24 protein-coding genes and 1 pseudogene are annotated in these 22,909 nt (G+C 42.3%); 19 read left to right on the top strand and 6 right to left on the bottom strand.

Features of this window, described 5'->3' with window-relative positions; genetic code table 11:
* Positions 1–67 precede the first annotated feature (67 nt).
* Positions 68–946 carry an ATP-binding cassette domain-containing protein gene (locus tag ACNAN0_RS11480; RefSeq protein ID WP_416353350.1) on the top strand — a complete coding sequence of 293 codons (879 nt, stop codon included), beginning with the start codon at positions 68–70 and terminating at the stop codon, positions 944–946.
* Positions 943–1,494, top strand: coding sequence for an ABC transporter permease subunit (locus ACNAN0_RS11475; RefSeq protein ID WP_416353349.1), 552 nt, complete (start codon positions 943–945; stop codon positions 1,492–1,494). Before ACNAN0_RS11480 ends, ACNAN0_RS11475 begins: the two co-directional genes overlap by 4 nt.
* A 22-nt stretch (positions 1,495–1,516) precedes the next feature.
* Here ACNAN0_RS11475 and ACNAN0_RS11470 read toward each other — a convergent pair whose 3' ends face one another.
* The 3 genes and pseudogenes from ACNAN0_RS11470 to ACNAN0_RS11460 form a co-directional block, all read right to left on the bottom strand.
* Positions 1,517–2,017: an IS3 family transposase gene (locus tag ACNAN0_RS11470; RefSeq protein WP_416353348.1), complete on the bottom strand. Its 501-nt coding sequence runs from the start codon at positions 2,015–2,017 to the stop codon at positions 1,517–1,519.
* Complete coding sequence (locus ACNAN0_RS11465; RefSeq protein WP_416354198.1) at positions 1,999–2,226, bottom strand: hypothetical protein; 228 nt, start codon at positions 2,224–2,226, stop codon at positions 1,999–2,001. The genes ACNAN0_RS11470 and ACNAN0_RS11465 overlap by 19 nt, the downstream gene beginning before the upstream one ends.
* Positions 2,227–2,418: 192 nt before the next feature.
* Positions 2,419–3,117, bottom strand: a pseudogene (locus ACNAN0_RS11460) (transposase).
* Positions 3,118–3,258: 141 nt separating this feature from the next.
* Here ACNAN0_RS11460 and ACNAN0_RS11455 point away from each other — a divergent pair.
* The gene (locus tag ACNAN0_RS11455) at positions 3,259–4,146 is read left to right on the top strand and encodes a hypothetical protein (protein WP_416353347.1); all 888 of its coding nucleotides are present in this window, start codon (positions 3,259–3,261) and stop codon (positions 4,144–4,146) included.
* A gap of 32 nt (positions 4,147–4,178) precedes the next feature.
* Here the strand turns inward: ACNAN0_RS11455 and ACNAN0_RS11450 are convergent, their stop codons facing one another.
* Both ACNAN0_RS11450 and ACNAN0_RS11445 read right to left on the bottom strand, forming a co-directional pair.
* Positions 4,179–5,099, bottom strand: coding sequence for a DMT family transporter (locus ACNAN0_RS11450; RefSeq protein WP_416353346.1), 921 nt, complete (start codon positions 5,097–5,099; stop codon positions 4,179–4,181).
* A gap of 190 nt (positions 5,100–5,289) precedes the next feature.
* Positions 5,290–6,672 (bottom strand): DHA2 family efflux MFS transporter permease subunit, encoded by a 1,383-nt coding sequence (locus tag ACNAN0_RS11445; protein WP_416353345.1) that lies wholly within the window; start codon positions 6,670–6,672, stop codon positions 5,290–5,292.
* Positions 6,673–6,704: 32 nt separating this feature from the next.
* On the opposite strand from ACNAN0_RS11445, the gene ACNAN0_RS11440 reads away from it, so the two are divergent.
* From ACNAN0_RS11440 to aroB, 15 genes are all read left to right on the top strand, one after another.
* The gene (locus tag ACNAN0_RS11440; protein ID WP_416354197.1) at positions 6,705–7,061 is read left to right on the top strand and encodes a MarR family winged helix-turn-helix transcriptional regulator; all 357 of its coding nucleotides are present in this window, start codon (positions 6,705–6,707) and stop codon (positions 7,059–7,061) included.
* 104 nt (positions 7,062–7,165) lie between these two features.
* A complete protein-coding gene (locus ACNAN0_RS11435) occupies positions 7,166–7,435 on the top strand; it encodes a hypothetical protein (RefSeq protein WP_230912896.1) in 270 nt (89 codons plus the stop codon).
* 274 nt (positions 7,436–7,709) lie between these two features.
* Complete coding sequence (locus tag ACNAN0_RS11430) at positions 7,710–8,129, top strand: molybdenum cofactor biosynthesis protein MoaE (RefSeq protein ID WP_230912895.1); 420 nt, start codon at positions 7,710–7,712, stop codon at positions 8,127–8,129.
* Positions 8,116–8,367: a MoaD/ThiS family protein gene (locus ACNAN0_RS11425; protein ID WP_416353344.1), complete on the top strand. Its 252-nt coding sequence runs from the start codon at positions 8,116–8,118 to the stop codon at positions 8,365–8,367. The genes ACNAN0_RS11430 and ACNAN0_RS11425 overlap by 14 nt, the downstream gene beginning before the upstream one ends.
* A 62-nt stretch (positions 8,368–8,429) precedes the next feature.
* Positions 8,430–9,431 (top strand): GTP 3',8-cyclase MoaA, encoded by a 1,002-nt coding sequence (moaA, locus tag ACNAN0_RS11420; protein ID WP_416353343.1) that lies wholly within the window; start codon positions 8,430–8,432, stop codon positions 9,429–9,431.
* 4 nt (positions 9,432–9,435) lie between these two features.
* Entirely contained in the window at positions 9,436–10,620 is a 1,185-nt protein-coding gene (locus tag ACNAN0_RS11415; protein WP_416353342.1) for a nitrate/nitrite transporter, read from the top strand.
* A 34-nt stretch (positions 10,621–10,654) separates the two neighbouring features.
* Positions 10,655–11,671 (top strand): FecCD family ABC transporter permease, encoded by a 1,017-nt coding sequence (locus ACNAN0_RS11410; protein ID WP_416353341.1) that lies wholly within the window; start codon positions 10,655–10,657, stop codon positions 11,669–11,671.
* Entirely contained in the window at positions 11,668–12,447 is a 780-nt protein-coding gene (locus tag ACNAN0_RS11405) for an ABC transporter ATP-binding protein (RefSeq protein ID WP_230912890.1), read from the top strand. The genes ACNAN0_RS11410 and ACNAN0_RS11405 overlap by 4 nt, the downstream gene beginning before the upstream one ends.
* A 32-nt stretch (positions 12,448–12,479) precedes the next feature.
* On the top strand, positions 12,480–13,517 hold the full coding sequence (locus ACNAN0_RS11400; protein WP_230912889.1) for an ABC transporter substrate-binding protein: 1,038 nt from the start codon (positions 12,480–12,482) through the stop codon (positions 13,515–13,517).
* A gap of 11 nt (positions 13,518–13,528) precedes the next feature.
* Positions 13,529–14,527, top strand: a complete 999-nt coding sequence (locus tag ACNAN0_RS11395; protein ID WP_416353340.1) for a hypothetical protein — start codon at positions 13,529–13,531, stop codon at positions 14,525–14,527.
* A 194-nt stretch (positions 14,528–14,721) separates the two neighbouring features.
* Positions 14,722–15,909, top strand: a complete 1,188-nt coding sequence (locus ACNAN0_RS11390) for an MDR family MFS transporter (protein ID WP_416353339.1) — start codon at positions 14,722–14,724, stop codon at positions 15,907–15,909.
* Entirely contained in the window at positions 15,909–16,769 is an 861-nt protein-coding gene (gene aroE / locus ACNAN0_RS11385) for a shikimate dehydrogenase (RefSeq protein ID WP_416353338.1), read from the top strand. Before ACNAN0_RS11390 ends, aroE begins: the two co-directional genes overlap by 1 nt.
* 349 nt (positions 16,770–17,118) lie before the next feature.
* Positions 17,119–19,158 (top strand): transketolase, encoded by a 2,040-nt coding sequence (tkt, locus tag ACNAN0_RS11380; RefSeq protein WP_416353337.1) that lies wholly within the window; start codon positions 17,119–17,121, stop codon positions 19,156–19,158.
* A gap of 42 nt (positions 19,159–19,200) precedes the next feature.
* The gene (gene aroF, locus ACNAN0_RS11375) at positions 19,201–20,220 is read left to right on the top strand and encodes a 3-deoxy-7-phosphoheptulonate synthase (RefSeq protein ID WP_230914732.1); all 1,020 of its coding nucleotides are present in this window, start codon (positions 19,201–19,203) and stop codon (positions 20,218–20,220) included.
* Positions 20,207–21,283, top strand: coding sequence for a 3-dehydroquinate synthase (aroB, locus tag ACNAN0_RS11370; protein ID WP_230914733.1), 1,077 nt, complete (start codon positions 20,207–20,209; stop codon positions 21,281–21,283). Before aroF ends, aroB begins: the two co-directional genes overlap by 14 nt.
* Before the next feature lie 122 nt (positions 21,284–21,405).
* On the opposite strand, the gene ACNAN0_RS11365 is transcribed toward aroB, so the two are convergent.
* Entirely contained in the window at positions 21,406–21,756 is a 351-nt protein-coding gene (locus ACNAN0_RS11365; protein ID WP_416353336.1) for a hypothetical protein, read from the bottom strand.
* Between the two features lie 381 nt (positions 21,757–22,137).
* Here ACNAN0_RS11365 and cas6 point away from each other — a divergent pair, with 381 nt between their 5' ends.
* A complete protein-coding gene (gene cas6 / locus ACNAN0_RS11360; protein ID WP_230914420.1) occupies positions 22,138–22,905 on the top strand; it encodes a CRISPR-associated endoribonuclease Cas6 in 768 nt (255 codons plus the stop codon).
* The last annotated feature ends 4 nt before the right edge of the window (positions 22,906–22,909 follow it).

Genomic DNA, 22,909 nt, shown 5'->3' with positions numbered 1-22,909 from the left:
TCTGATAGGCACTTGCTCGAGATAGCGGTAATTTAGAATTAGCCATTATTTGGAAGGTGGGGGTTTTATGGATCTAATAATAAAGCAGCTAAGTAAGCACTACGATGGCACAAAGATTTTTGCAGACTTACAAGCGGAGCTTCATTCAGGCGGGGCGATTGGCCTTTTAGGACCAAATGGCGCGGGCAAAACAACATTATTAAAAATATTGACCACTTTACAAAAACCCACTCATGGCGCCGTCTACTTGAATGGTACAAATATCATCACGCACCCTAAAACGATGCAGGCCGTACTAGGTTATTTGCCACAGCAAGTTCCGTATTTCCCTAATTTAACAGCTCAGGAATATCTGACCTATCTTGCCAGCATGAAGGGCATGACCAAACGAGCAGCACAAAAGCAAATTGCCCAATTATTACAACGGGTTCATTTGGATCAAGTGGGGCAGAAACGCTTGCAAGATTTTTCTGGTGGTATGCGCCAGAGGGTTGGTATTGCGGCGGCTTTATTGAATGAGCCAGCCGTGGTGATCGCTGATGAACCAACCACGGGGCTGGATCCTGAAGAACGCGTCACATTAAGAAATTTGTTGGCCGAGCTTGCTCGTGATCATTTGGTGCTGCTTTCGACCCATATCGTATCGGATGTTGAAGCCATCGCCAGTCAAATTTTAATTTTACATAAAGGCCGCTTTCTTTACCAAGGGGCGCCCAATGCTTTGATTCAAAAAGCGCAAGGATGTGTCTGGGCTTATCCAGTTACATCAGAACTTCCAGCGATGTCTCAATATTTAACCCAAGATACAAGTACATTGGTACAAAAACCTGAAGGTATTCAAATTCGTGAAATTACGCAAAAGCCGCGACAAAAAGAAGCCCAACAAGTTTTACCGACCTTAGAAGAAGCTTATCTGGGCGTGTTAAAGGGTGTGGTACCACTATGATCACAAGTTTTCGGGCTACTTTTCGAGAAAAAGCGCGGCGCCGTTCTTTTCTAGTATTGTGTCTTGGTTTGATGTTTTCAGTGACATTGATGTTACCAAAACAGGCGGGTGTAATGCGGCCATTGATTATTGAGCCCAGCCGTTATACTCAGGCCGATAATGCGACTTGGACGGCCATTAGTGTTGGTTTTATTATCGGATTTATTTTACCTGTGCTCGGTGCCATCTTTCTAAGCAACAGTATTCAGCTAGATCGAGAGCATGGAACAATGGCCTTATTTCTGACGAGCTCATTCACGCGTCGGCGCTACATATTTGGGAAATTCCTGAGTAATTGTTGTTTCATGCTGATTTTCTGGGGTATAACCGTGGCTTTTACATTAATCGCAACGCTGCTGAAGTATCAGACGGTGAATTTAGGTCAATTTCTGATGGTATTTTTAATATTATTACCCGGGTTATTTTTTGTGGCGGCGCTAACTTTGGTGATTGAGGTACTGCCTAGGTTACGTGGCCGTTTGGGGACGGAACTACTCCGTGTCAAGTAGACAACCTAAATAATTAAAATGCTTATGCACTTTCCTTAACGGCATGGCACCCATATTCGTTGGGGGTCATGCCGTTAAGTGTTTCTTGGCGACGTTTGTTGTTATACCAATCGATACAACGTGAAATCTGAAGCGCTAGTTCCTCTTGTGAATACGCTTGTTCAAAGGCGAAGAATTCTTCTTTCATGTGACTCCAGAAGCTCTCCATAGGACTGTTGTCTCCAGGTATGCCTGGACGGGACATACTATGGGTGATGCCTAAACTGGCTAGTTTTAGGTTGTAACTGCCTGAAGTATAACTGCTACCTTGATCACTGTGTACGATCTTTGGTTTAGCACCAGATACTTGTTGTAGGGCTAAGTCGAGCGTTTTACTGACTAATTCTGCTGTTTCCGTCGACGCAATAGCCCAACTTACGATCCGATGATCGTAAAGATCTTTGATGGCGCTTAGACGGACACGTTGCTCATTATTAACGCCATATCTTAATTCGGAACAATCAGTCACCCAAGTGTGGTCCATTCGATCGGGTGGAACTCATGTTCCAGCTGGGCATTTAGTAGTTTATTACCCGAGATAATATCTTTGCGCTCAGCTTTACGATCATGCTTGGCAATACGGATCGATGCGTAGATGTGGTGAAGATGCATCAGGCGTCTCACTCGACTGGCACAAGCATGATAGGGCGTTTCTTTGTCAATGTAGACCATTAATCGTTTGACTCCGAAAATATAGTGATGCGCTTCTTCTAATTGTTGGATAAAAGCGACAATAGCGGCATCTTCAAGCTGGCGCTTACTGGGAACGTGATGACACCATTTATAATAAGCCGCAGCGAGAAATTTCAGCCAAGCGGCATAAATTACTGACAGTATATAGATTCTGGGTGTCTGGATTAATGATCTTTGTCAATTCTTTGATGGCTAAGTATGCTTCCTGTGGGATCTTTCGCTCCTTTCCAACTCTGCGAATTTTTTTAACAAGGCATTCTCCGTTGAAACATATTCCAATCTTGCTTTAAGACGTTTGATCTCTAATGATTGGCGTTCATTGGCAGATAGATGGCCATCGTCTGACTTAGCTTTACCACGACGGTCGACCAAGGCCTCTGGGCCTCCTTGTTTAAACTTCTTGACCCAAGCATCAGACTTGTCCATAGGAGATATCGTACTGTTTTGTGGCGCCTGTATAGTCCATGTTATTTGCGATGACCCACTCGGCAATCTCAATGCGTTCAAGTTGTGTTGTCTTGCGTCCGTTCTTCATGGCTAGATTCCTCCTAGCAGATACTAGTGATTTACCACTAGTATACCGAGAAAGCCACTGAAAAATAACTCCGGGATTTAGACCTCGAATTTATCACAAAGTTGAGGCATTGAAATACCGCCTGCTAGATACTCTTGAACGACTTGTTCCTTTAATTCGATAGTATAACTTTTACATGTATGTTTGGGTTTTAGTGCGACTATACCTCCATGATGAAATAAATAATTCCAATGACTGATCGTTGTCGCTTTGATACCAAACTCCCGTTCAATAGAATTGGCCGATCGGCCGTTTTTAAGTAGGCCAATGAAATGAAGCTTCTCATCAATAGAATATCTGGAACCTTTTCGGCCCATAAAAAATACTCCTTCCTAAGCAAACCGGTTTTAATTATTTACCTGTCTACTTAAGTAGGAGTATAGCCGACTGTATTATTAAGTATTTGCTTAGTCTTTTTATATGCGGCTGGCACGGATTATCAGACGACACCTAGCCGTTTGGTAAATATTTTTAATCTTTCCGGTAGTCATTATTTGATCGAAAACATCAAACAGGCGTTGGCCGCCAGTGGTGGTGGGTCACTGCATGTACTGCGAGTAATTGGTAGTACTGCTACACACTATACCGGTCAGCAATCACTCGTTTTTCCAATGATCCGGTTAACTGCCACAGACTGGGTAAATATAAGCGTACTACTCTGTTTAAGCTGCTTACTGGTTTTACTAGCGGTATTATTTTTAGAACATCGACCGCTGGTATTGAAGCCAGCAAAGCGACGTGACCCGATTAAGATCACAAAACCATGGGTCACTAGTTTCAAGCAATCTCGGCTATATCTTGCCTTTCGCTTGTTAACTGGTGATGTTTCGCGCTATTGGCTATGGCTGTTATTGATAACTTGGTTGTGGAGTTGGACAACGACAACTTACCAAATGAGGCACCTAGCCTTGCCCTTACTCTTCCTTCTTGCAATCCCATTATTTGCAAATTTAGGTGCCACAGCGGTTCAAACCGGGGTTGCCCAATGGTTGCAAACCGTTCCTGACGGGCAGCGACGGCAAAAATGGTGGGCCAGTATTAGCGGTTGGCTTTTAGCACTGGGCTTAATTTTACCAGCCGTTCAACAAACTACTGTTATGGCCTATTTGGCATTATTGATTTGGGCTTTGCAGTTGCCGCTGGTGGCGCAATTAATCGGACGCTTAACCAGGAGTCAAAGGCCATTTCAAGTGATCTTAGTCGTATTTTTCTACCTATATCTTAACGGAGCACCATTGCTGCCGTTTGATCAGGCGCATTTATTTTTGCCAACGCTGCTGTATTTGAGTATCGGTAGTTTAGCAGCGCTGGGATTATTTGGGTTAAAAAACAACGCTTTCAACTAGATCCAGACGCTGAACGTCTTTTGGAATAGACATTAGTTTTTCGATTGCATACGACTGCGCCGCGTACCCAGAGCCTGTAAGAAAGTAGTCAATAAAATTAAGATACCACCGACAGCCTTGGGTAAGGTTAAGGGCGTACCTAAAATAGTCACCGCTAGAACAGTAGCCGTCAAAGGTTCGAAAGCACCCAGCATGCCAGTCGTTGTCGGCGCCAAATATTGTAAACTTTTTAGATATAATAGGTAAGTTAACGCTGTACCAACCACGACGACGATGCTGATCCAACCCAATAACGCTGGTGTCAAAGGCACACTTTTATTGGTGAAAGTATTATAAGTGAAAGGTAAGCTGCCGATCAACATAGCCCAACCGATGACAAACTTAGCATCGTAAGTACGCAAAAGACGGCGTGGCATCAAAGTATAGACCGCAGTTGCGACACCAGCAAGTATGCCCCAGAACATACCCTTAGGCGTGAGCGCAAGATGGGTAAATTGCCCATTGGTGGCTAACATAAAGGTACCAAAGAGGGCGATAATGATAGAGATCGTGTCGATTTGTCGGGGCAGACTGTGATTGGCAAGGGCGACAAAGATAATAATGAAAAGTGGACCTAGGTTTTGCAGTACGGTAGCTGTGGGCGCATTGCTGGCATTGACCGCACTAAAATAACAGAGTTGTGAAGGCATCATGCCCAGTAGACCGAAGAGGATCAGGGCAAAGGTGTCATTTTTATGGCGAAAAATGGCAAATGCTTCGCGACCTTCAGTAATCAAAGACCAGAGTAACAGGACCAAACCGCCAAAAAGGAGCCGAATACCCACTAACCAAACGGGTGACGGATGATACGTGGCAAACAGATATTGAGCAATCGTTCCCGAAACACCCCAAAGTACGGCACCGTTGATAGCATAAAGCATCCCAATGATTTTGTTTGACTTTAGTTGATTCATGACATTGCCCCTATCTCTTTGATATTCGATAAAATTAATTATTCCACGATAGCGGATTATAGTCTATAAGACAATGGTATTTAGCAACATGATGCATAAAAATACCCCAAAATCGTTAGTGTATTTGCCTAACAATTATGGGGTACTTTATTTTTATCATGTACATAGTCAAAACCAGATAGAAACCAACTTATGAGCGCTCTGTTGATTCTTGCATAACATTTTGCGTTGCTTTAGTTGTTTTAGACTTGGTTGTTCGCAGGGCAATAATCAGGGATATTGTATTGATTGCCGCCAAAATAGCCAAAAGAATCAAAGCATTTTGAGCACCAAGAGCGGTGCGGCTCGCAAAAGAACCAGCGTGGCCTTGTTGGGAAAAGGCAACAATTGCTGAAACAATCGACGTACCTAGCGCACCGGCAAATTGCATGGCCGTATTAAAAAGTGCGTTGCCATCGGCGCTTAATTGTTTGGGCACTTGTTTTAAGCCATTGATCATGATGTTTCCTGCTTGTAAACCCATACCTAACATGAAAAGAATATAGATTATCGAAAGCGCCATTGGCTGAATGTGACGTGCGAAAAGCATTAGTAAAAATAAAGCCACTAGCTGGGATAAAATACCGGTCAAAATAGGTTTACGTGCTCCAAAACGATCCATAATACGGCCGCCGATCGGTGCAAAAACAGCACCTAATGCGGCGCTAGGTAACATGAGTAAACCCGCAATCAACGCCGTTCGATGGTTCACGATTTGTAGATAGTTCGGTAAAATAAATGAAATCCCTAAGTTAGTTAATTGCATCAAGAAGTAACTCAATAAGTGGAGATCGAACCGTTTAAACTGGGTGATCGATAAATTGATGATTGGTTGAGTGACGCGCCGACTACGTATCACAAAAGCAGTTATGGCAAGAATGCCAGCCACTAGATAAATTAAGAAAACAGGGAGCTGTGTTTGTAAACTGTTTAGCTTAGTGGCAGCATTGATCACACCGAAAAAGAAGATGGCGATCAGCAGCCAGCTGATGATGTCTAACTTAGTTTCCTTGTTGAAAGCATCAGCTTGGATCGCATAAAGCCCAGCTATCAGTGAAATCAGCATAACAGGTAATAGGAAGATAAAAATGTAATGCCAAGTCAATGTGCTGACGATCAGGCCACCATAAGTTGGGCCTAAAGCAGGAGCGATGGCTGTGACAAGTGTGCCGATGTCCATTAAGAAACCGATTTTCTGTAGAGGGGCATACTCAATGATGATATTAAACATTAATGGTAAGGCGATACCAGCCGCCATCCCCTGAACGATACGGCCAGCAATTAACATAATAATGTTCATTGCGAAAGCATCAATTAATAAACCAACGATAAAGCATAAATTGGCGAAGATGAAGAGTGTCCGGTTGCTAAAGCGCCGTTTAAGGAATGATGAGATCGGCACAAAAATTGAAACAACGAGAAGATAAGCCGTTGTCGTCCATTGAACAGCAGTGGTGCCCACACCGAATTCTTTCATCAATGTTGGAAATGTGATGTTCATAGCTGTTTCGACAACGATACCACAAAAAGACATGAGTCCAGTGGCAAGAACATCAAGCTAAAAAACTGGGTTTAACCGGTGTTCAGATGAGTATCATCGATTTTATTTCTCGGGAAGAAAATCAACGGGATATTTTTCAACTCGATGTGGAACAGGAATTTAATATTCAAAAATCATCGGCAACGGCTTTACTGAAACTGATGGAAAAAAGAGAACTGATCGTTAGAGTGGCTGCGCCCAAAGATAATCGATTCAAACGGATCATATTAACACCCAAAACCCGAGAGCTTTTACCGCAGATCAAAAAAATTTATGCTGAGGATGATCAAATACTGCACGAAATTCTAGATCAAGATTATCAAACAACCCTAAACAGTTTGAATACCATTATTCAGTTCTTTAATGCCAAAATGCGCAAGTGAATAAATTCATCCGGATAAGTCGTTGATGCTTTGTTGCGGGCAATCTACTGACGACACTGGCTCTTACTTATGATGTCTTAGCTTTTTCTCGGGTTTTAACAGCTTTGGGTTCCGGTACAGCGATATCGGTTACCCTGACTTTTGCTAATTATATTGCCCCGTTACAAAAACGGGCTTGCTGGTTTCTTGGGTTTTTTCGGGTTTTAGCATTGCCGAAAGACTTGCAGCAGTCCAGTGCCCATAGTATTCGCAGTCAATTAGTACTTTTTAAGGACAAGCGCGTCATGTTGGTTGGGTTGATCATGTATTTATTGAACTCACCGATCCAGCCTTATTTTCTGAGTATTTCCGAGCGAGAGTTCCCCAGTCAATGATGTTGGCCTATTCTTTAATATCGCTATTTTTCGATTGATAGGCGTTTTTATTCAGGGTGTTTCAAAAGGGAAATACCTCACTTAATCACAAATAATTAAAATAGAAAATAAAGTGTTTAACGGAATCCCTCTTAGTGTTCAGCCGTTAAATACTTTTTAGCATGCTATAAATATTAGGGAAATAACTGATAGTAATTCTCATTTGGTTTTTGGATAATAAGGATGGTTAAAGAATTGTGAATAGATTCGCTATTATAATTAAGGAGGCTTGGAGATGGCCTATGTCGCTATAACTGACACACCCATTGACGTGACTGAGCTTTATCATAAATTAGTCGATCCTAAGTTTGGTGGTATTGTCACATTCGTGGGTATTGTCCGCGAATGGACGGATGCCATTCAAACCAAGTCCATCACTTATACGGCTTATCAAGAGATGGCCGTGAAGCAAATGGCTCAAATGGCCGCAAAGGTTGAAGCTACTGGTAGTCGTGTGGTCATGGTCCATCGGATAGGCCATTTGGAATTAACTGAAGCAGCTGTATTTATCGGTGTAGCCGCACCGCATCGGAAAGCCGCTTTTCAGCAATGTGAGGCTTTGATTGATGAGTTAAAGCAGACTGTGCCCATTTGGAAAGAAGAATTTGATGCCGATAAGACGCGCTGGGGAGGTTTGGAAGATGCTGCAAATTAAACTGTTTGCCTATTTGCAAGAGATGCTTGCAGCTGATGAAATCTCAGTAGCCGTGACAGAGCAAACTTTGACTGCGGCGAAAATCAAGCAGCTGATCGAGCAATTCTATCCTAAAATTGCCAGTTATCTACCCAATACGCGTCTGGCGGTTGATCAAGTTTTTATCAATGATGACCAGACGATCGACCTGACCGAGAAGCATGAGTTTGCACTGATACCGCCTGTCAGTGGTGGTTAAACCAATTTCAAGTAATTGTTAATATACATAGATTGTCCCAATTCGGGAAAGGAAGTTTTTCCATGGAATTATTAAAAGATAAATTTGGCCGTGTCCACGACTACATCCGTATTTCTGTCACTGATCGCTGCCCCCTGCGATGTGTTTATTGTATGCCTAAAGAAGGATTGCCATTCTTCCCCACTGATCGGGTATTATCCCAAGATGAGATTGTTCAAGTTGTTAAAAACTTTGCCCGTCATGGGGTACACAGTGTACGGTTAACGGGTGGGGAGCCTTTGACACGAACAGATATCGTGGATATTATCCGCCGTATCAAAGCCATTGATGGCATTGATGACATTGCCATGACAACGAATGGCCTTTATTTGCCAAGAAAAGCACAAGCGCTCAAAGAAGCCGGCTTAGACCGCTTAAATATCAGTTTGGATACCTTCCATAAGGATCGCTATAAGACCATCACGCGCGGTGGTAATATCAAACAGGTTTTAGAAGGTATTCGAGTTGCTTCTGAGCTTGGCTTTACAGCCATTAAGCTGAACGTTGTCGTGATCAAGGGTCAAAATGACGATGAAATCAAAGACTTTTTAGACTACACGTTGGATCATAAGGTAAATGTGCGGTTTATCGAATTCATGCCAATTGGAAATGACCGTGAGACTTGGCAGAGCGAATATCTGAGCTTGAGTCGAGTTTTTGAAGTTTGCAAAACGGCAGGTTATGACTACGCACCAATCGAGTCATTGCAAGGTAATGGTCCTTCAGAAAATTATCAAATCGTGGGGGCCCTTGGTAGTTTCGGGCTAATTCATCCAATCAGCTGTCGTTTCTGTGAAAGCTGTAATCGGTTACGAATCACCGCTGACGGTTATATTAAAGCTTGTTTATATTGGGATGAAGAAATCAATATCCGTGACGTGATCTATGATGAACAGGCATTTGATGCTTTAATTCAGAAAACATTAAATAATAAGCCAGAAAATCATGAGATGGCGTTAGCCCAGACGGATCGTATTATAGATAATAAACCTACTTGGCGTCATATGAGTCAAATTGGAGGATAATTCTATGGAGAAAAGCAACAAAACAGCCGCTATAATGGCGTTAGTGATGGGTACATTGGCCATGTTAGTTTCATTTATGGCTTGGTCATCGTTAGCGCCGTTAGCCAACCAAATTACTAAGATGTTATCACTAAGTGTGTCACAAAAAACCTTTATGATCGCGACACCTGTTTTATTGGGGTCGATCATGCGAATTCCTATGGGCTATTTGAGTGATCGTTTTGGCGGCAAAAAGATTTACATTGCCTTGATGATTTTTGTATTGATCCCGTTGTTTTTGATCCCGATGGCTTTAAACAGTGGTTCTTTTGGCCTATTGATCTTCTTAGCCTTTCTCTTGGGTATGAGCGGGACTTCTTTTGCGGTGGCCATTTCTTATGTTTCTGTTTGGTATCCACCAGAAAAGCAAGGCCTAGTTTTAGGTATCGCTGGTGTGGGTAATATTGGTAACGCCGTCGCAGCTTTGACATTACCAAAAATTTCGCAAAGCTATAATTTATCAACCGTTTATTATTTCTTAATGGTTTTGTTGGTCATTATGATTGTATTATTCTTCATCTTTTGTAAAGAAATGCCGACGAATAAAGATAAGACTTTAGGGCAAGCTTTTGTCGTCGCCAAAGAAGCCAATACTTGGTATTTGTCATTATTTTATTTCTTGACCTTCGGCTTATTTGTTTCTTTGAGTAATCTATTGCCAGCTTTGCTGTCAGACCAATTTCAAGTGAATCAGATCAATGCTGGTTTATGGGCAGCAGTTTTTGCTGCGGTAGCCACGTTAGTACGGCCAATCGGTGGGTCGATCGCAGATAAGGTCAATCCGATGAAGTTGTTACAAGTTCTTTTTACTTTAATGGCACTAACCGGTTTATTGATGGCCTTTGCCTTAGATAGTTTGGGCTTATTCATGACCGGAATTATCGTTGTGGCTGTTTTGGCTGGTTTAGGTAACGGCATCGTCTTTAAGATGGTACCGTTTGTTTCCAAAGGTAATACTGGTACTGTAACGGGCTTTGTAGGCGCAATCGGCGGTTTAGGCGGCTATTTTCCACCATTAGTTATGGGCGTTATCAAGCAGCAGACGGGGAGTTATCAAATTGGCTTTTTCTTGTTGGTAACTGTCGTTTTGATTTGTTGGGGCGTTTTATATAAGGCCTTTATTAAATCAGGTAATTCGGATTTTAATTAGAATTAGATATTGATGAGATTGGAGGCGGCACCCGATGACGAATTATCGGTCACAACAAAGATTCTATCGAATACTAGTTGTTGTCGCCTTGGCTTTACTGGTCATCATGATAGCGGCGGCACTTTGTGTGGGCCGCTATTTTTTACCACTGACGGCGGTTTGGCAAAGTTTGGTACATGTAGCCCAGCCCATTAATCCTGCTAATAATACGATTGTTTGGCAATTACGATTACCACGTATTCTTGGTGCTTGCTTAATAGGCGCCAGTTTAAGCTTAAGTGGTGGTGCCTACCAAAGCATTTTTCAAAACCCACTCGTTTCACCTGATTTATTAGGTGTCACAACTGGGGCAGCGGTGGGCGCAGCTAGTGCCATCATCTGGCATCAAAATACTTGGCTAGTCATGATCTGTGCCTTTGTGACGGGATTATTGACGGTCCTGATTACAGTGAGTGTACCAAGATTTATCCACAGCCATAGCAATTTAACTTTGGTATTGGCTGGTGTTGTCGTGGGTGGTTTTATGACTGCAATTTTGGGTTTGCTGAAGTACATAGCTGATCCAGAGAGCCAATTACAGGACATTGTTTATTGGCAATTAGGTAGTTTAGAAAAGTTGAATTACCACACGTTAGCGATGATGCTGCCAATTTTTGTGGTTGCTGGGGGCTTACTTTTAGCGCTGCGTTTTAGGCTTAATGTATTGTCTTTAAGCGATATGGAAGCTCAAACAACGGGAGTTAATGTTAAGTGGGAGCGGTTATTGGTGATCTTATGTGCAACCCTATTGACAGCCGCAGCAGTGGCGATTAGTGGGACCATTGGTTGGATTGGTCTGATCATGCCACATATTGCCAAGCTATTGACAAAGCAAAATAATCAACGTGCTTTACCATTAATGGCTATTCTAGGGGCAATGTTTTTATTATTGGTAGATACATTAGCACGAACAATTAGTGCGGGCGAGATTCCGATTGGTATCTTAACCGGCTTGATCGGCACTCCATTTTTTATCGGTATTTTAGCAAAGCAGAGGGGGCATTTAACATGACGACCCTAAAGACACAACAATTATTTTATAATTTCCCGGGAAATAAAACGGGATTACAGGCAGTTGATCTTCAAATCCAGTCGAGTCAGATTTTGGCTATATTAGGGCGTAATGGGATTGGCAAATCAACTTTATTACGGCTACTATTAGGACTATTAACCCCTAAAAGTGGGCAGGTATTGGTTGATGGTCAAGCTGTGACCAATTTATCGCCAAAGCAGCGGGCGACTTATCTTGCGTTAGTGCCACAGATGGGCAGTGTCCAAACATTGCCATACAATGTGTTGGATTATTTATTGCTTGGTTGTGCCGCAAATATGGGTTTATTCAGCCAACCACGACCAGCTGATCGTCAGCGTGCCTTGGCGTTACTGACAGAGCTTGGGTGTCAAGCGTTGTGTGATTTGAATTGTCAACAGCTCAGTGGCGGTCAATTGCAGCTGGTAACAATTGCTAAAGCATTGATGCAGCAGCCTAAAATTTTACTTTTAGACGAGCCCACCGCAGCTTTAGATTATAAAAATCAACGCCAGATCATTCAATTATTGCAGCGGCTGGCTAAACAAGGTTTGGGGATCATTCTCACGACCCATGATCCAAATCAGGCGATTCTTCTAGATGATCAAGTTGCTTTGATCGATGGCAGCGGGCGATTGACCAGTGGCCAAATGATCGAAATGATCACCACTGATAAGCTGCAGCAGATCTACGAGACAGCGCTGCAGGTTGATTATCTGCCAAGTTGTCAACGCCTTGTCTGTACGATGTCCGCGTGAAATTTAGATGAGAACTGTTTATGGAGGAAAAAATGAAGCAGCAGACAAAATTCTTTGTGTTCGTTACATTGCTGATGGGATTGGTTTTAGGAGCATCTGGCAAACAGTCAGTTCAAGCAGCTACCCATCAAGTAACTGACCTAACTGGGGCCAAGGTGGCTGTGCCCACCAAAGTGACACGGGTAGCTGACTTATGGCATGCTAACAATCAAGTGGTTTTATTGTTAGGCGGCCCAAAAAAATTGGTTGCAACGACACCAATGATTCAAAAGATGCCCTGGTATCAAACGGTTTACCCTAAAATCAACAAAGTTACGGCGCCTTATAATGGCACTGATTTACAAGTGGAAGAATTGTTAAAACAAAAACCAGATATTGTTTTGGCAGCTGACCCCGGTACGGTGCAAAAGGCGAAAGCGGCTAAGTTACCGGTAGCCAATATCATGTTTCAAGACTTTGCGGGTTTGAAGCAATCCGTCACGGTTACGGGTCAGATCTTAGGTGGGCAAGCGCCTAAAATTGCCAAAACCTATCTGAAAGATTTGAACCATAACATTCATTACGTCAAAGATCGGGTCAAAGGCAGTAAAAAAATTAAAGTGCTTCACGTAGTCGCTGCCAATAATCTACTTAAAGTTGATGGTACGCATTCGATGATCGATGAATGGCTCAAGATTGCTGGTGGGACTAATGCAATTCGTAAGTCAGGCAACATGATCACGACCACGCCTGAAGAAATCGCCAAAAGTGATCCTGATGTGATCATTGTGGGCCAAACTACAAGTAAGCAGGCTTTAGCTGTTTTTCAAAAAGACCCTCGTTTTGCAAATTTAAAGGCTGTTAGAAATAAGAAAGTTTACGGCAATCCGCAAGGTACTTTTCCTTGGGATCGTTACTCCGCTGAGGCCGCCTTGCAAGTACTCTGGGCTGGTAAATTATTACATCCCCAAGATTTTAAAACCTTAAATATGCGGCAGGAAACACAAAAATTTTATCAAAAATATTACCATTATCAGTTATCTAAAACCCAAGCTGAACAGATTTTAGCAGGGAAACAACCAAAATCTTAAGGAGCCAGTACATGTTAAAAGTAAATGCCAAGAAGTTTTTAGCAATTGATTATGATGAAGTCATGATCTCAACGTCAGGTTTATATGCAGCACCGGGAAATGATCAGAATACCCGGCAAAAATTATTTGAAACCTTGCAGGCCTTTTTTAAACAAGAACAAGCAGACAGCTTTTTTGCGCTGTCATTGATGGCGACAATGTCAGAAGTTGTTGTGGCACCGCTGGGTGTGATCGATATTGAAGCTGTGAAACAATTCGACACGAATGCCAACCTAGATTTCGATCATCTACAAGACACCGATCAATTGCAGTGGCCATTGGCGGTGAAGTATATTCCCCATACAAAAGATGAAAATCCTGAACAAACACTTGTCAGCTCACCTTTAGAATTGAAAAGTGACTTTGCAGCTACATTTGAGCAAGTGTGGGCAGTGGTTGTCAAATATTTAGCAAAAAACCAAGCGACTATGACGGCTACATTAGCTAAGCTGATTGCCGATAGTGACCAGATCGAAACCGATTTCATGCAAGGACTGCAAGAACTTAGCGATGACCAACGACAAGAAAAAGTGGGTTTTGATTTGCCGAAAACTGAAATTGGTCAATTTTCCAATTATATGAGTGATTCTCATGAAGTGATGAATATCGTGCGTTCGGCCGCTGACTTTGTGAAGTCTGAACTCGTACGGGCGCAGCCTTTCGCCCAAGTCTTTAACGATGCCCGGTATCGAACAACTTATTACTGGGTGCTGGACAATACTTTTTATCAGACACTCTATTATTACATTCAAAAATATACCCCGAAACATGAGAAACTCGCCAAGTTTTTAAAGCATCGCGAAGAGCAGCTTTTGCACCAGATGCGGCAATCCGCCTTAAACTATTCACAAAAGATGGCCGAAGAGCCTAAAGCAAATGTGAGTCCTGACGTGGCAGCCTTGTTTGATCGTATCTTTTTACCAATCAATGAAAAAATCATTGCCGCTATTCTAGATTTTGGCATTAAGTAAAAGAGCGTGAGTGAAGCGGGTCAGCTTTGGAGCACTAACAAGAATTTCAGAAAGCAATGGGCATAACAGTTCAAAAGTTTGCCTTAATAGCCTATAATTGAATCATAACTTAGACAAAGGGCAATTTACGTTGGTGCCAGCCACGCAATTGCTCTTTGCTTTTGCGCAAAAAATGAATGAAGGGAGCTGGAAGTGTGCAAAAGCAAGGATTGGGATTACGCTGGTTATTGGTTGGTTCATTGATCACCAACACGGGGATCAGTTTTATTTGGCCTTTGACCACGATTTACATGCATGAATATTTACATGAGACACTGACAGCGGCCGGGATTGTTTTATTCATTAACTCCGTAGTCATGATTTTTGGTAATTATGTTGGTGGTGCGTTATTCGATCGCTGGCAGCCTTATCGTACGATTTTATTGGGAATATCCATTAACGTTGTTTCGGCGATTGCCTTAACATTTTTCCACGGGTGGCCGAGTTATGCTATTTTATTGATCATTCTTAGTTTTGGAAATGGGATCGTGGGGACTAGCATTAATGCCTTTGCAACTTTAGTAACCAGTCGGCGCACTAGTTTTGTATTTAATGTACTTTATTTTATGAGTAACCTAGGTTTGGTTATTGGGACTTTAGTCGTTGGGGTAATTTTACCATTTGGGATTGAATATATTTTTGCTTTTGCCAGTTTATTATTTGTTATTTTTTGGTTCGTGGCTTTCTTCCGCTTTAATGTGGCAACCGATAAGAAACGGCGAAAGAACAAGCAAAACGTGACCCGGTTAAATGCGGCGACACGAAATCGAATTTTGTCGTTACTAGCCGTGTTTATCGTTTCTTGGATTGCTTATGAGCAGTGGCAGAGTAATATTTCTACTTTCATGGTTCATCATGGGATGACGGTACAGGATTATACCTTTGTTTGGACTTTTAATGCCATCGTGATCGTGGTCTTCCAACCGGTATTGACTATTTTTGATAATTGGTTATTTCAGCACATTCGCACCCGATTAAATGCTGGATTTTTGTTATTCGGTTTGTCCTTTGTTGTTCTAATTTTTGCTCATGATTATTGGCAGTTCTTATTAGCCATGGGTATTTTAACGTTAGGTGAAATTTTAGCTTTTCCAGGAGTTTCCACCTATGTGGACAGTGCTGTGTTAGAAGACCAGCGTGGTAAATATCAAGGTATTGTTAACGCGGGAGCTTCTTTTGGTCGTGCGGTTGGGCCGTTGATCGGGGCACAGATCATTGAACGTACGTCTTATCACGCCCTGTTCGTGAGTTCAATTTTAGGCTTGCTGATTTTCTTGATTGGGTTTAACATATTTAGTCAAATACGCTCACGCGACCAGGATAACCAAGCAGGAGAAAAGTAATGATTACAGGTAAAACCAAGTTATATGGCTTATTTGCACATCCGGCTCAGCATAGTTTATCACCAATGATGCATAACTTAGCTTTTAAATATCATGGCATCGATGCTCGATATATGGCATTTGACGTGGCGCCTGAGGCTGTAACCGCTGCGCTTAGCGCTATTCGGACACTTGATCTTGGCGGAGTCAATTTGTCAATGCCCTTAAAAGAACGCGTGCTGCCACAGTTGGACTGGGTTGCTGAGAATGCCCAATTAATTGGTGCCGTGAATACGATCAAAAATGATCATGGTTTTTTAAGAGGCTATAATACCGATGGCTTAGGCCTGCTGCAGGCGTTGCCGCAGACGAGTGGGCTCGAAGGAAAACAACTCCTAATATTTGGTGCTGGTGGTGCGGCTAAAGCAGCTGCCGTTGAAGCTGCCTTGAATGGGGTAAGGCAAATTACGATTGTGAATCGACATACTGGACCGAACAGTCGAGGGCAACAATTGGTTACAACTTTGCAGCAGGTCTCAGGTGTGGCGGTTGAACTATTGGCTTTAGCCGACTTAAGCCGACTAAAAGCAGCGATGGCTACCGCAGATATCGTTGTCAATGCAACTGGCTTAGGGATGGGCGCCCATTTAGGCGAAAGTCCGGTCCCAGATAAAAGTTATTTTACAGCGCAAATGATTGCCTTCGAGATGATTTATGCGCCTGCAGAATCTAAATTTTTACAACAAGCGCGACAAGCTGGGGTGCAGCAGAGTTTTAATGGGTTACCAATGTTGATTCAGCAAGGCGCCGCTGCCTTTGAGATTTGGACCAGCCAAGCGATGCCAATTGAATTAGTTAAAAATAAATTATACAATGATTAATAAAAGGTTTGACTTTTCAAATTTAGCCGTGTATATTTAGACACAACAAATTAAGGAGTCGATCTTAAATGAAACAAGCAATCAATATTTTGAATCGATACTATCAATTTAGCGGGTTTACCCAGTAAGGTCTTATCAAGATAGATATGGCCTTCGGGACATATCTATGCCGGCTAAATTGGAGTTGTTTATTTAATTGACTCACGGTACCGCATAGATGAAGCTAAAAATTCAACTATGCGGTTTTTATGTATTTAGAATATGAAACTATTCTCATACAAGATCCTGCTAGTTGTAAAAATTAGCAGGATCTTTTTGGTATCTTGGCAAAAGAAAAGGAGCGAAACATATGTTTGATGTGATTGATGAATTATCCGTTCAAGCGATTCGAATGTTAAGTGTACAAATGATTCAAAAAGCAAATTCCGGTCATCCTGGGCTACCTTTGGGGGCTGCACCGATGGCTTACGTACTTTTTCGTAATCATTTAAAATTAGATCCTAAGCATAGTGATTGGTTCAATCGTGATCGGTTTGTTTTATCTGCTGGTCATGGTTCAGCTTTGTTATATAGCTTGCTGCATCTTTCCGGGTTTGAACTATCACTAAATGATTTGAAAAATTTCCGTCAGTTGCACACTAAAACACCTGGGCATCCTGAAGTTGGGCAGACACCAGGTGTGGACGCCACAACTGGGCCATTAGGACAAGGTATCGGGATGGCCGTGGGCATGGCTTTATCAGAGCGTCATTTAGCCAGTCAGTTCAATCGTAATGGACATCAATTGATCAATCATTTGACCTACGCCATATGTGGCGATGGTGACCTCATGGAAGGTGTTTCCCATGAAGCCGCTAGTTTGGCCGGCCATCTTAAACTGGGAAAGTTAATTTTATTGTATGACTCTAATGATATTTCATTGGATGGGGCTAAAGGGCGCTCTTGTTCGGAAAATACCAAGCAACGTTTTGAAAGTTATGGCTGGCAGTATCAACGGGTTGACAATGGCAACGATTTAGCAGCCATCGATCAAGCAATTGTGCAGGCAAAGGTTGACGAAACCAAGCCATCGATCATTGAAGTACGGACGACCATTGGCTTTGGTGCTAAAGACGCTGGCACGAATAAAGTTCATGGAGCACCATTGAGTTCGGAAAATATGACAGTCTTACGACAAAATCTTCAGTGGCAACGACCTGAATTTGAAATGCCACCAGCAGTTTACCAGCGATTACAACAAACATTAGGGCAGCGCGGTTCCCAGAAATTTTCTGCTTGGCGCCAAAGTTTTCAGGCTTTCTGCAATGCAATGCCTGGGGTTGCTCATAAATTGGGGCGCACGATTAAGGGTTCGCTTCCTAAAGATTGGCAGCGAGGTATGCCAGTTTATGTTGCCAATAGTCAAGTTTCTGGTCGAGATGCCAGCGCTTCAGTGTTACAAAGGTTACATGATACCTTGCCCCAACTTTGGGGTGGTTCTGCCGACTTGGCGAGTTCTAATCGGACAGATTTTAAGACAGAAGCAGTATTGACCGCAACAGATTTTGAACAACGCAATATCGCCTTTGGTGTACGTGAGTTTGCGGAAGCCACTATTATGAATGGCATCGCGTTACACGGCGGTTCGCGGATATTTGGGAGTACCTTTTTAGTGTTCTCAGATTATATGCGGCCGGCTATTCGCTTAGCGGCCTTACAAAAATTACCAGTTATCTACATATTTACCCATGACTCGTTAGCGGTTGGTGAAGATGGCCCCACCCATGAACCGGTGGAACAAGTGATGAGTTTGCGAAATATTCCGAATGTGACGGTGATTCGGCCAGGAGATGCGAATGAAGTTGTTGGGGCTTGGCAATGTACCATTGAAAATACGACTGGCCCCACCGTCTTAGTTTTATCAAGACAGGCGCTAACCACGTTTTCCACACAACCACCCTTAGCTGCCCATACGGGGGTACAACGCGGTGGCTATATTCTTTCACCGGCACGTTCAGAATTAGACCAAACTGGCATTTTGCTTGCGACTGGTTCAGAGGTACAGCTGGCTTTAAAAGTACAAAAACGGTTGTGGACTCAGGGATTGAATCTATCGGTCGTTTCGTTACCAAGTTTTGAACTATTTCAACAGCAGAGTCAAGTTTATCGCGAGCAAGTTTTGCCACCGAACTTGGATTTTCGCGTATCAATCGAAGCAGGCAGCACCTTAGGCTGGGAACGGTTCACTGGGTTAAATGGTCTGGCTATCGGCATCGATACGTTTGGTGCAAGTGGCCGCCCAGATGAAGTCTTGGCTAACTATGGTTTTACTGCTGAACAAATCAGTCATCAGATCTTGTTTGCTTGGCGCACTAAATGTCAGTTAGCTGCTCGAAAAAATATCGGTTAGATATGTTAAAATATACGAGATTAAGTAAGGAGCAAAGAAAATATGATCATACAATTTAAAGAACCATTGCAACGAGATATTGCCCAGGAAATAAAAGCAAAATTAGAAGCGCTACCCAGTCAAGTATTTCTAATTCGCAATCATATGGCCGCTATGGGCGTGAAAGCTTTTGACTTCACGCAAAAAGAAGCTAGCGCGATTGAGCAGGTCACTTTTGATGATCCTAGCTTTACGTTGGGGAGTCGCCAATTTCAACCAGAAGATACGGTCATCGAATTGCCCCACACCAATATTGGCGGTGACAATTTCACGATGATGGCAGGGCCTTGCTCAGTTGAATCTGAAGACCATGTACGGCGGATGGCTAAAGTAGCCAAAGCTGGTGGGGCGACAGTTCTACGTGGCGGGGCCTTTAAGCCAAGAACGTCACCTTATTCATTCCAAGGCTTAGGGGAAGCTGGTTTGAAGTATTTACGTGAAGCCGCTGACGAAAGTGATATGGACGTGATCACTGAAGTTATGGACGTCCCTCATGTCGATATGGTGGGCCAATACACAGATATTTTCCAAATTGGCGCTCGCAATATGCAAAACTTCTCGTTGTTAAAGGCAGTTGGCAAAACAAATATTGCGGTGGGTTTAAAACGTGGTATGTCAGCTACTTTAGATGATCTTTTGAATGCAGCCGAATATATTGCTTCGGAAGGTAACCATAACATTTTCTTGATTGAGCGTGGCATTCGGACCTTTGATAATAAATATACGCGTAATACGTTTGATTTGGCAGCAATTCCGGTCTTGCGTCAACTGACCCATTATCCGGTGATTGCCGATCCAAGCCATGCTGTTGGTGAATGGGATCTCGTCACACCGATGGCAAATGCTGCGGTTGCTGCTGGTGCGCAAGGTGAAATCGTTGAGATCCATGATGATCCAGCCCATGCCCTATCTGACGGCCCCCAAGCTTTGAAACCCAAGACTTATTTAGAAATGACCCGGGAAGTCTTTGCATTACGGAAGACGATGGCCTCTTTCAAGGCGACAGCTAATGTCAGCGATTAATCTTGCTTTACCAGATAAAAAATATCGCGTTGAAATTGAGCGGGGTACCTTACAGAATTTAGGACCTTTAGTCAAAGAAGTTTGGACACCACAAAAAGTATTATTAGTTTCAGATACCAATGTGGCACCGCATTATAGTCAAACGGTCATTGATCAATTAACAGCTGCAGGTTTTCAGGTGACGCTAGCGACATTCCCAGCTGGTGAAGCTTCGAAGAACTTAGCCACCGTGCAAAAATTGTATCAGACTTTAGTCACCCAGCAATTTTCTAGAAGTGATGGCGTGCTGGCTTTGGGCGGCGGTGTTGTCGGTGACTTAGCCGGCTTTGTGGCCGCAACTTACATGCGAGGCATTCATTTTATTCAGGTACCAACTTCATTATTAGCCCAAGTTGATAGTAGTGTTGGTGGTAAGACTGGCGTTGATTTTGGAACGGGGAAAAATCTAGTTGGCGCATTTTATCAACCCGATCTAGTGGTGATCGACCCTGATACACTAACAACCTTGTCCCAGCGATACTTGGTTGAGGGTTATGCTGAAATCGTTAAAATGGCGGCTATTGCCAATGATCAAACTTTTTGGCCGTTGATTGAAAAGATACATAACCCGGGAAATATTCAAACTGAAGCCCAGGCATTGATTGAACACAGTGTGGCTTTCAAAGCTGCCGTGGTCATGCAGGATGAAAAAGAAGGTGGCTTGCGGCAGATCTTAAATTTTGGACATACTCTGGGTCATGCCATCGAATTAAAAGCCAATGGTCAGCTAGCTCATGGTGAAGCTGTTAGTATTGGGATGGTGCAATTAAGTCGCGTATTTGCGGTCAAAGGTTTAACGCCGGAGCCAGTTGTGGCAGCACTAACTCAGCAGTTACAAGCAGTGGGACTACCTATCAATTCACCATTGATTCATGATGCTGAAATTTTTGAACAATTGAAACTAGATAAAAAGAATCGTAATGGTAAATTAAATTTGGTTTATCTCAAAGCTTTTGGGCAACCGGAAATTTTACCTGTGGCAACCGATAAGTTGGCGGAATTTTTCGCAATGTTGGTTGAATAGATCACTGAATTAAATTGGGTACTAAAAAATGACAGATTACAAGGCGATTACTTTGTACCTGTCATTTTTTATTTTGTGTTGGGTTTTGGAAGTGCCGGTAATGTAATGGGTGGTGAGCTTTGCTAAGCATTTTTAGCCACGTATTTATCGATAATTGCTTCGATGATGTACAGCTTTTTCATACGCACACCCACCCCAGTCTGTGTAAATAAAGTCAGTTGTTGTTTATCTACAGCCGTTTTTTGTTGAATCCGCGACAGGACTTTAATGTTATCAGTTGAAATCAGGGTCATAATTTTGTTTCTTTGGATACGTTTCCGCCGTAATGCTGGAAATAGCACAACTAAGATGCCTATGGTTGTTGCCAAAATAGAAGCTAAAGTTGATTTTGGCCGCACTAAGAAAATAACAAGTAGGTAAACGGCCGCTAGTAGGAACATTAAGCCGTTGTCAAAAATCTGTTTTTGTTTCAAAATACTTACCACCTTTTCATTTGAAGTCATGAATTAGGATACTTACTATTAAGTATAGATGAAAGGTGAGGCATGTGAAACGGATCGTGATTAACGTGGCTATATTGTAATTAACGTCGTAAAAGAAAAATGGCAGCCCTAAAAAGGGGTGCCATTGCCACAACTGATTAGATAAAAAATAATTAAGTAAAACAATATATACTTTTACATTCCAGAATGCAACACAAATATTATAGCTTATATTTTGCAAACCGTCATTATCTGAACATATAAAGCCAAACAAAACAATTTATTTATTTTAACCTGTATACATTGTTTTACTTGACTTTCAAAAAATTATCGCCTATACTCAAAGCATAAAAATAAGAAGGGGGTATGAAATTGCGATTTGTAGTTGAGGCACAGCTTAAACACGGTTCGGGTAGCACAGATAAAGTGTTAGTCACACAATATTTTCGTTCAGCAATTGTTTCATTGATTAAGCAAGGCATTCAAGCAACAAATATATCTTTTTACCATGAGTTATTTGATGAGAATAAACTAAAGCTGTATACATTTGCGGTTTATTTTGACCAAGGGAAATTCAAAGGGGATACGATTGAAACTTCAGGCCATATCAAAATTAATATTTCGGCTTTAGATGAATGGCAAGCAGTCAATCTCTATAATGCGTTTGTCTATTTAAAACAGTCCCATCAGAATCAGCATCCGTTTCATAATCGTTTTGATCATCGTGATGATGACTTGCAGATTAGTATTTTAAGCATTCAGCCAATTCGTGAGCCACATGTTGAAAGCGATAGGATATTGGTTAAAACAGCTAGCCCCATCATTGCACGGGAAAAAGTCGACATTAAAAAGGACTTTTTTGTAAGCGCTACAAGGGATGAAGCCAAATTTAAATCCCTAGTTCAGGAAAATCTAAAGTTGAAGCTCGGGGATTACGTAACTAATAAAACAGACCTGGATAAGTTTGAAATCCAACCAGTTGAAATGAAAAAAACGGTTATTCGCATGTTTGACAAGTGTGTTGAAGCGAGTACCGGACGTCTATTAATTCAGGGACCAACCAATATTTTAGAAATGGCACTTAAATGTGGTCTAGGCTCAAAAACAGGATCAGGGGCAGGCTTTATTTTTAAAATTTAAGAAA

The sequence above is a fragment of the Agrilactobacillus fermenti genome, assembly GCF_047943045.1.
Lineage (GTDB): Bacteria > Bacillota > Bacilli > Lactobacillales > Lactobacillaceae > Agrilactobacillus > Agrilactobacillus fermenti.
This window is presented reverse-complemented; position numbering and strand designations above follow the sequence as displayed.

Coding starts and splice junctions, on each gene's coding strand:
- ACNAN0_RS11405 (WP_230912890.1), top strand. CDS start 11,668: ATGACGACCCTAAAGACACAACAATTATTTTATAATTTCCCGGGAAAT.
- ACNAN0_RS11470 (WP_416353348.1), bottom strand. CDS start 2,017: ATGGACCACACTTGGGTGACTGATTGTTCCGAATTAAGATATGGCGTT.
- aroE (WP_416353338.1), top strand. CDS start 15,909: ATGATTACAGGTAAAACCAAGTTATATGGCTTATTTGCACATCCGGCT.
- aroB (WP_230914733.1), top strand. CDS start 20,207: ATGTCAGCGATTAATCTTGCTTTACCAGATAAAAAATATCGCGTTGAA.
- ACNAN0_RS11400 (WP_230912889.1), top strand. CDS start 12,480: ATGAAGCAGCAGACAAAATTCTTTGTGTTCGTTACATTGCTGATGGGA.
- ACNAN0_RS11430 (WP_230912895.1), top strand. CDS start 7,710: ATGGCCTATGTCGCTATAACTGACACACCCATTGACGTGACTGAGCTT.
- ACNAN0_RS11475 (WP_416353349.1), top strand. CDS start 943: ATGATCACAAGTTTTCGGGCTACTTTTCGAGAAAAAGCGCGGCGCCGT.
- ACNAN0_RS11415 (WP_416353342.1), top strand. CDS start 9,436: ATGGAGAAAAGCAACAAAACAGCCGCTATAATGGCGTTAGTGATGGGT.
- ACNAN0_RS11480 (WP_416353350.1), top strand. CDS start 68: ATGGATCTAATAATAAAGCAGCTAAGTAAGCACTACGATGGCACAAAG.
- ACNAN0_RS11425 (WP_416353344.1), top strand. CDS start 8,116: ATGCTGCAAATTAAACTGTTTGCCTATTTGCAAGAGATGCTTGCAGCT.
- moaA (WP_416353343.1), top strand. CDS start 8,430: ATGGAATTATTAAAAGATAAATTTGGCCGTGTCCACGACTACATCCGT.
- ACNAN0_RS11395 (WP_416353340.1), top strand. CDS start 13,529: ATGTTAAAAGTAAATGCCAAGAAGTTTTTAGCAATTGATTATGATGAA.
- ACNAN0_RS11450 (WP_416353346.1), bottom strand. CDS start 5,099: ATGAATCAACTAAAGTCAAACAAAATCATTGGGATGCTTTATGCTATC.
- ACNAN0_RS11445 (WP_416353345.1), bottom strand. CDS start 6,672: ATGTCTTTTTGTGGTATCGTTGTCGAAACAGCTATGAACATCACATTT.
- tkt (WP_416353337.1), top strand. CDS start 17,119: ATGTTTGATGTGATTGATGAATTATCCGTTCAAGCGATTCGAATGTTA.
- ACNAN0_RS11410 (WP_416353341.1), top strand. CDS start 10,655: ATGACGAATTATCGGTCACAACAAAGATTCTATCGAATACTAGTTGTT.
- aroF (WP_230914732.1), top strand. CDS start 19,201: ATGATCATACAATTTAAAGAACCATTGCAACGAGATATTGCCCAGGAA.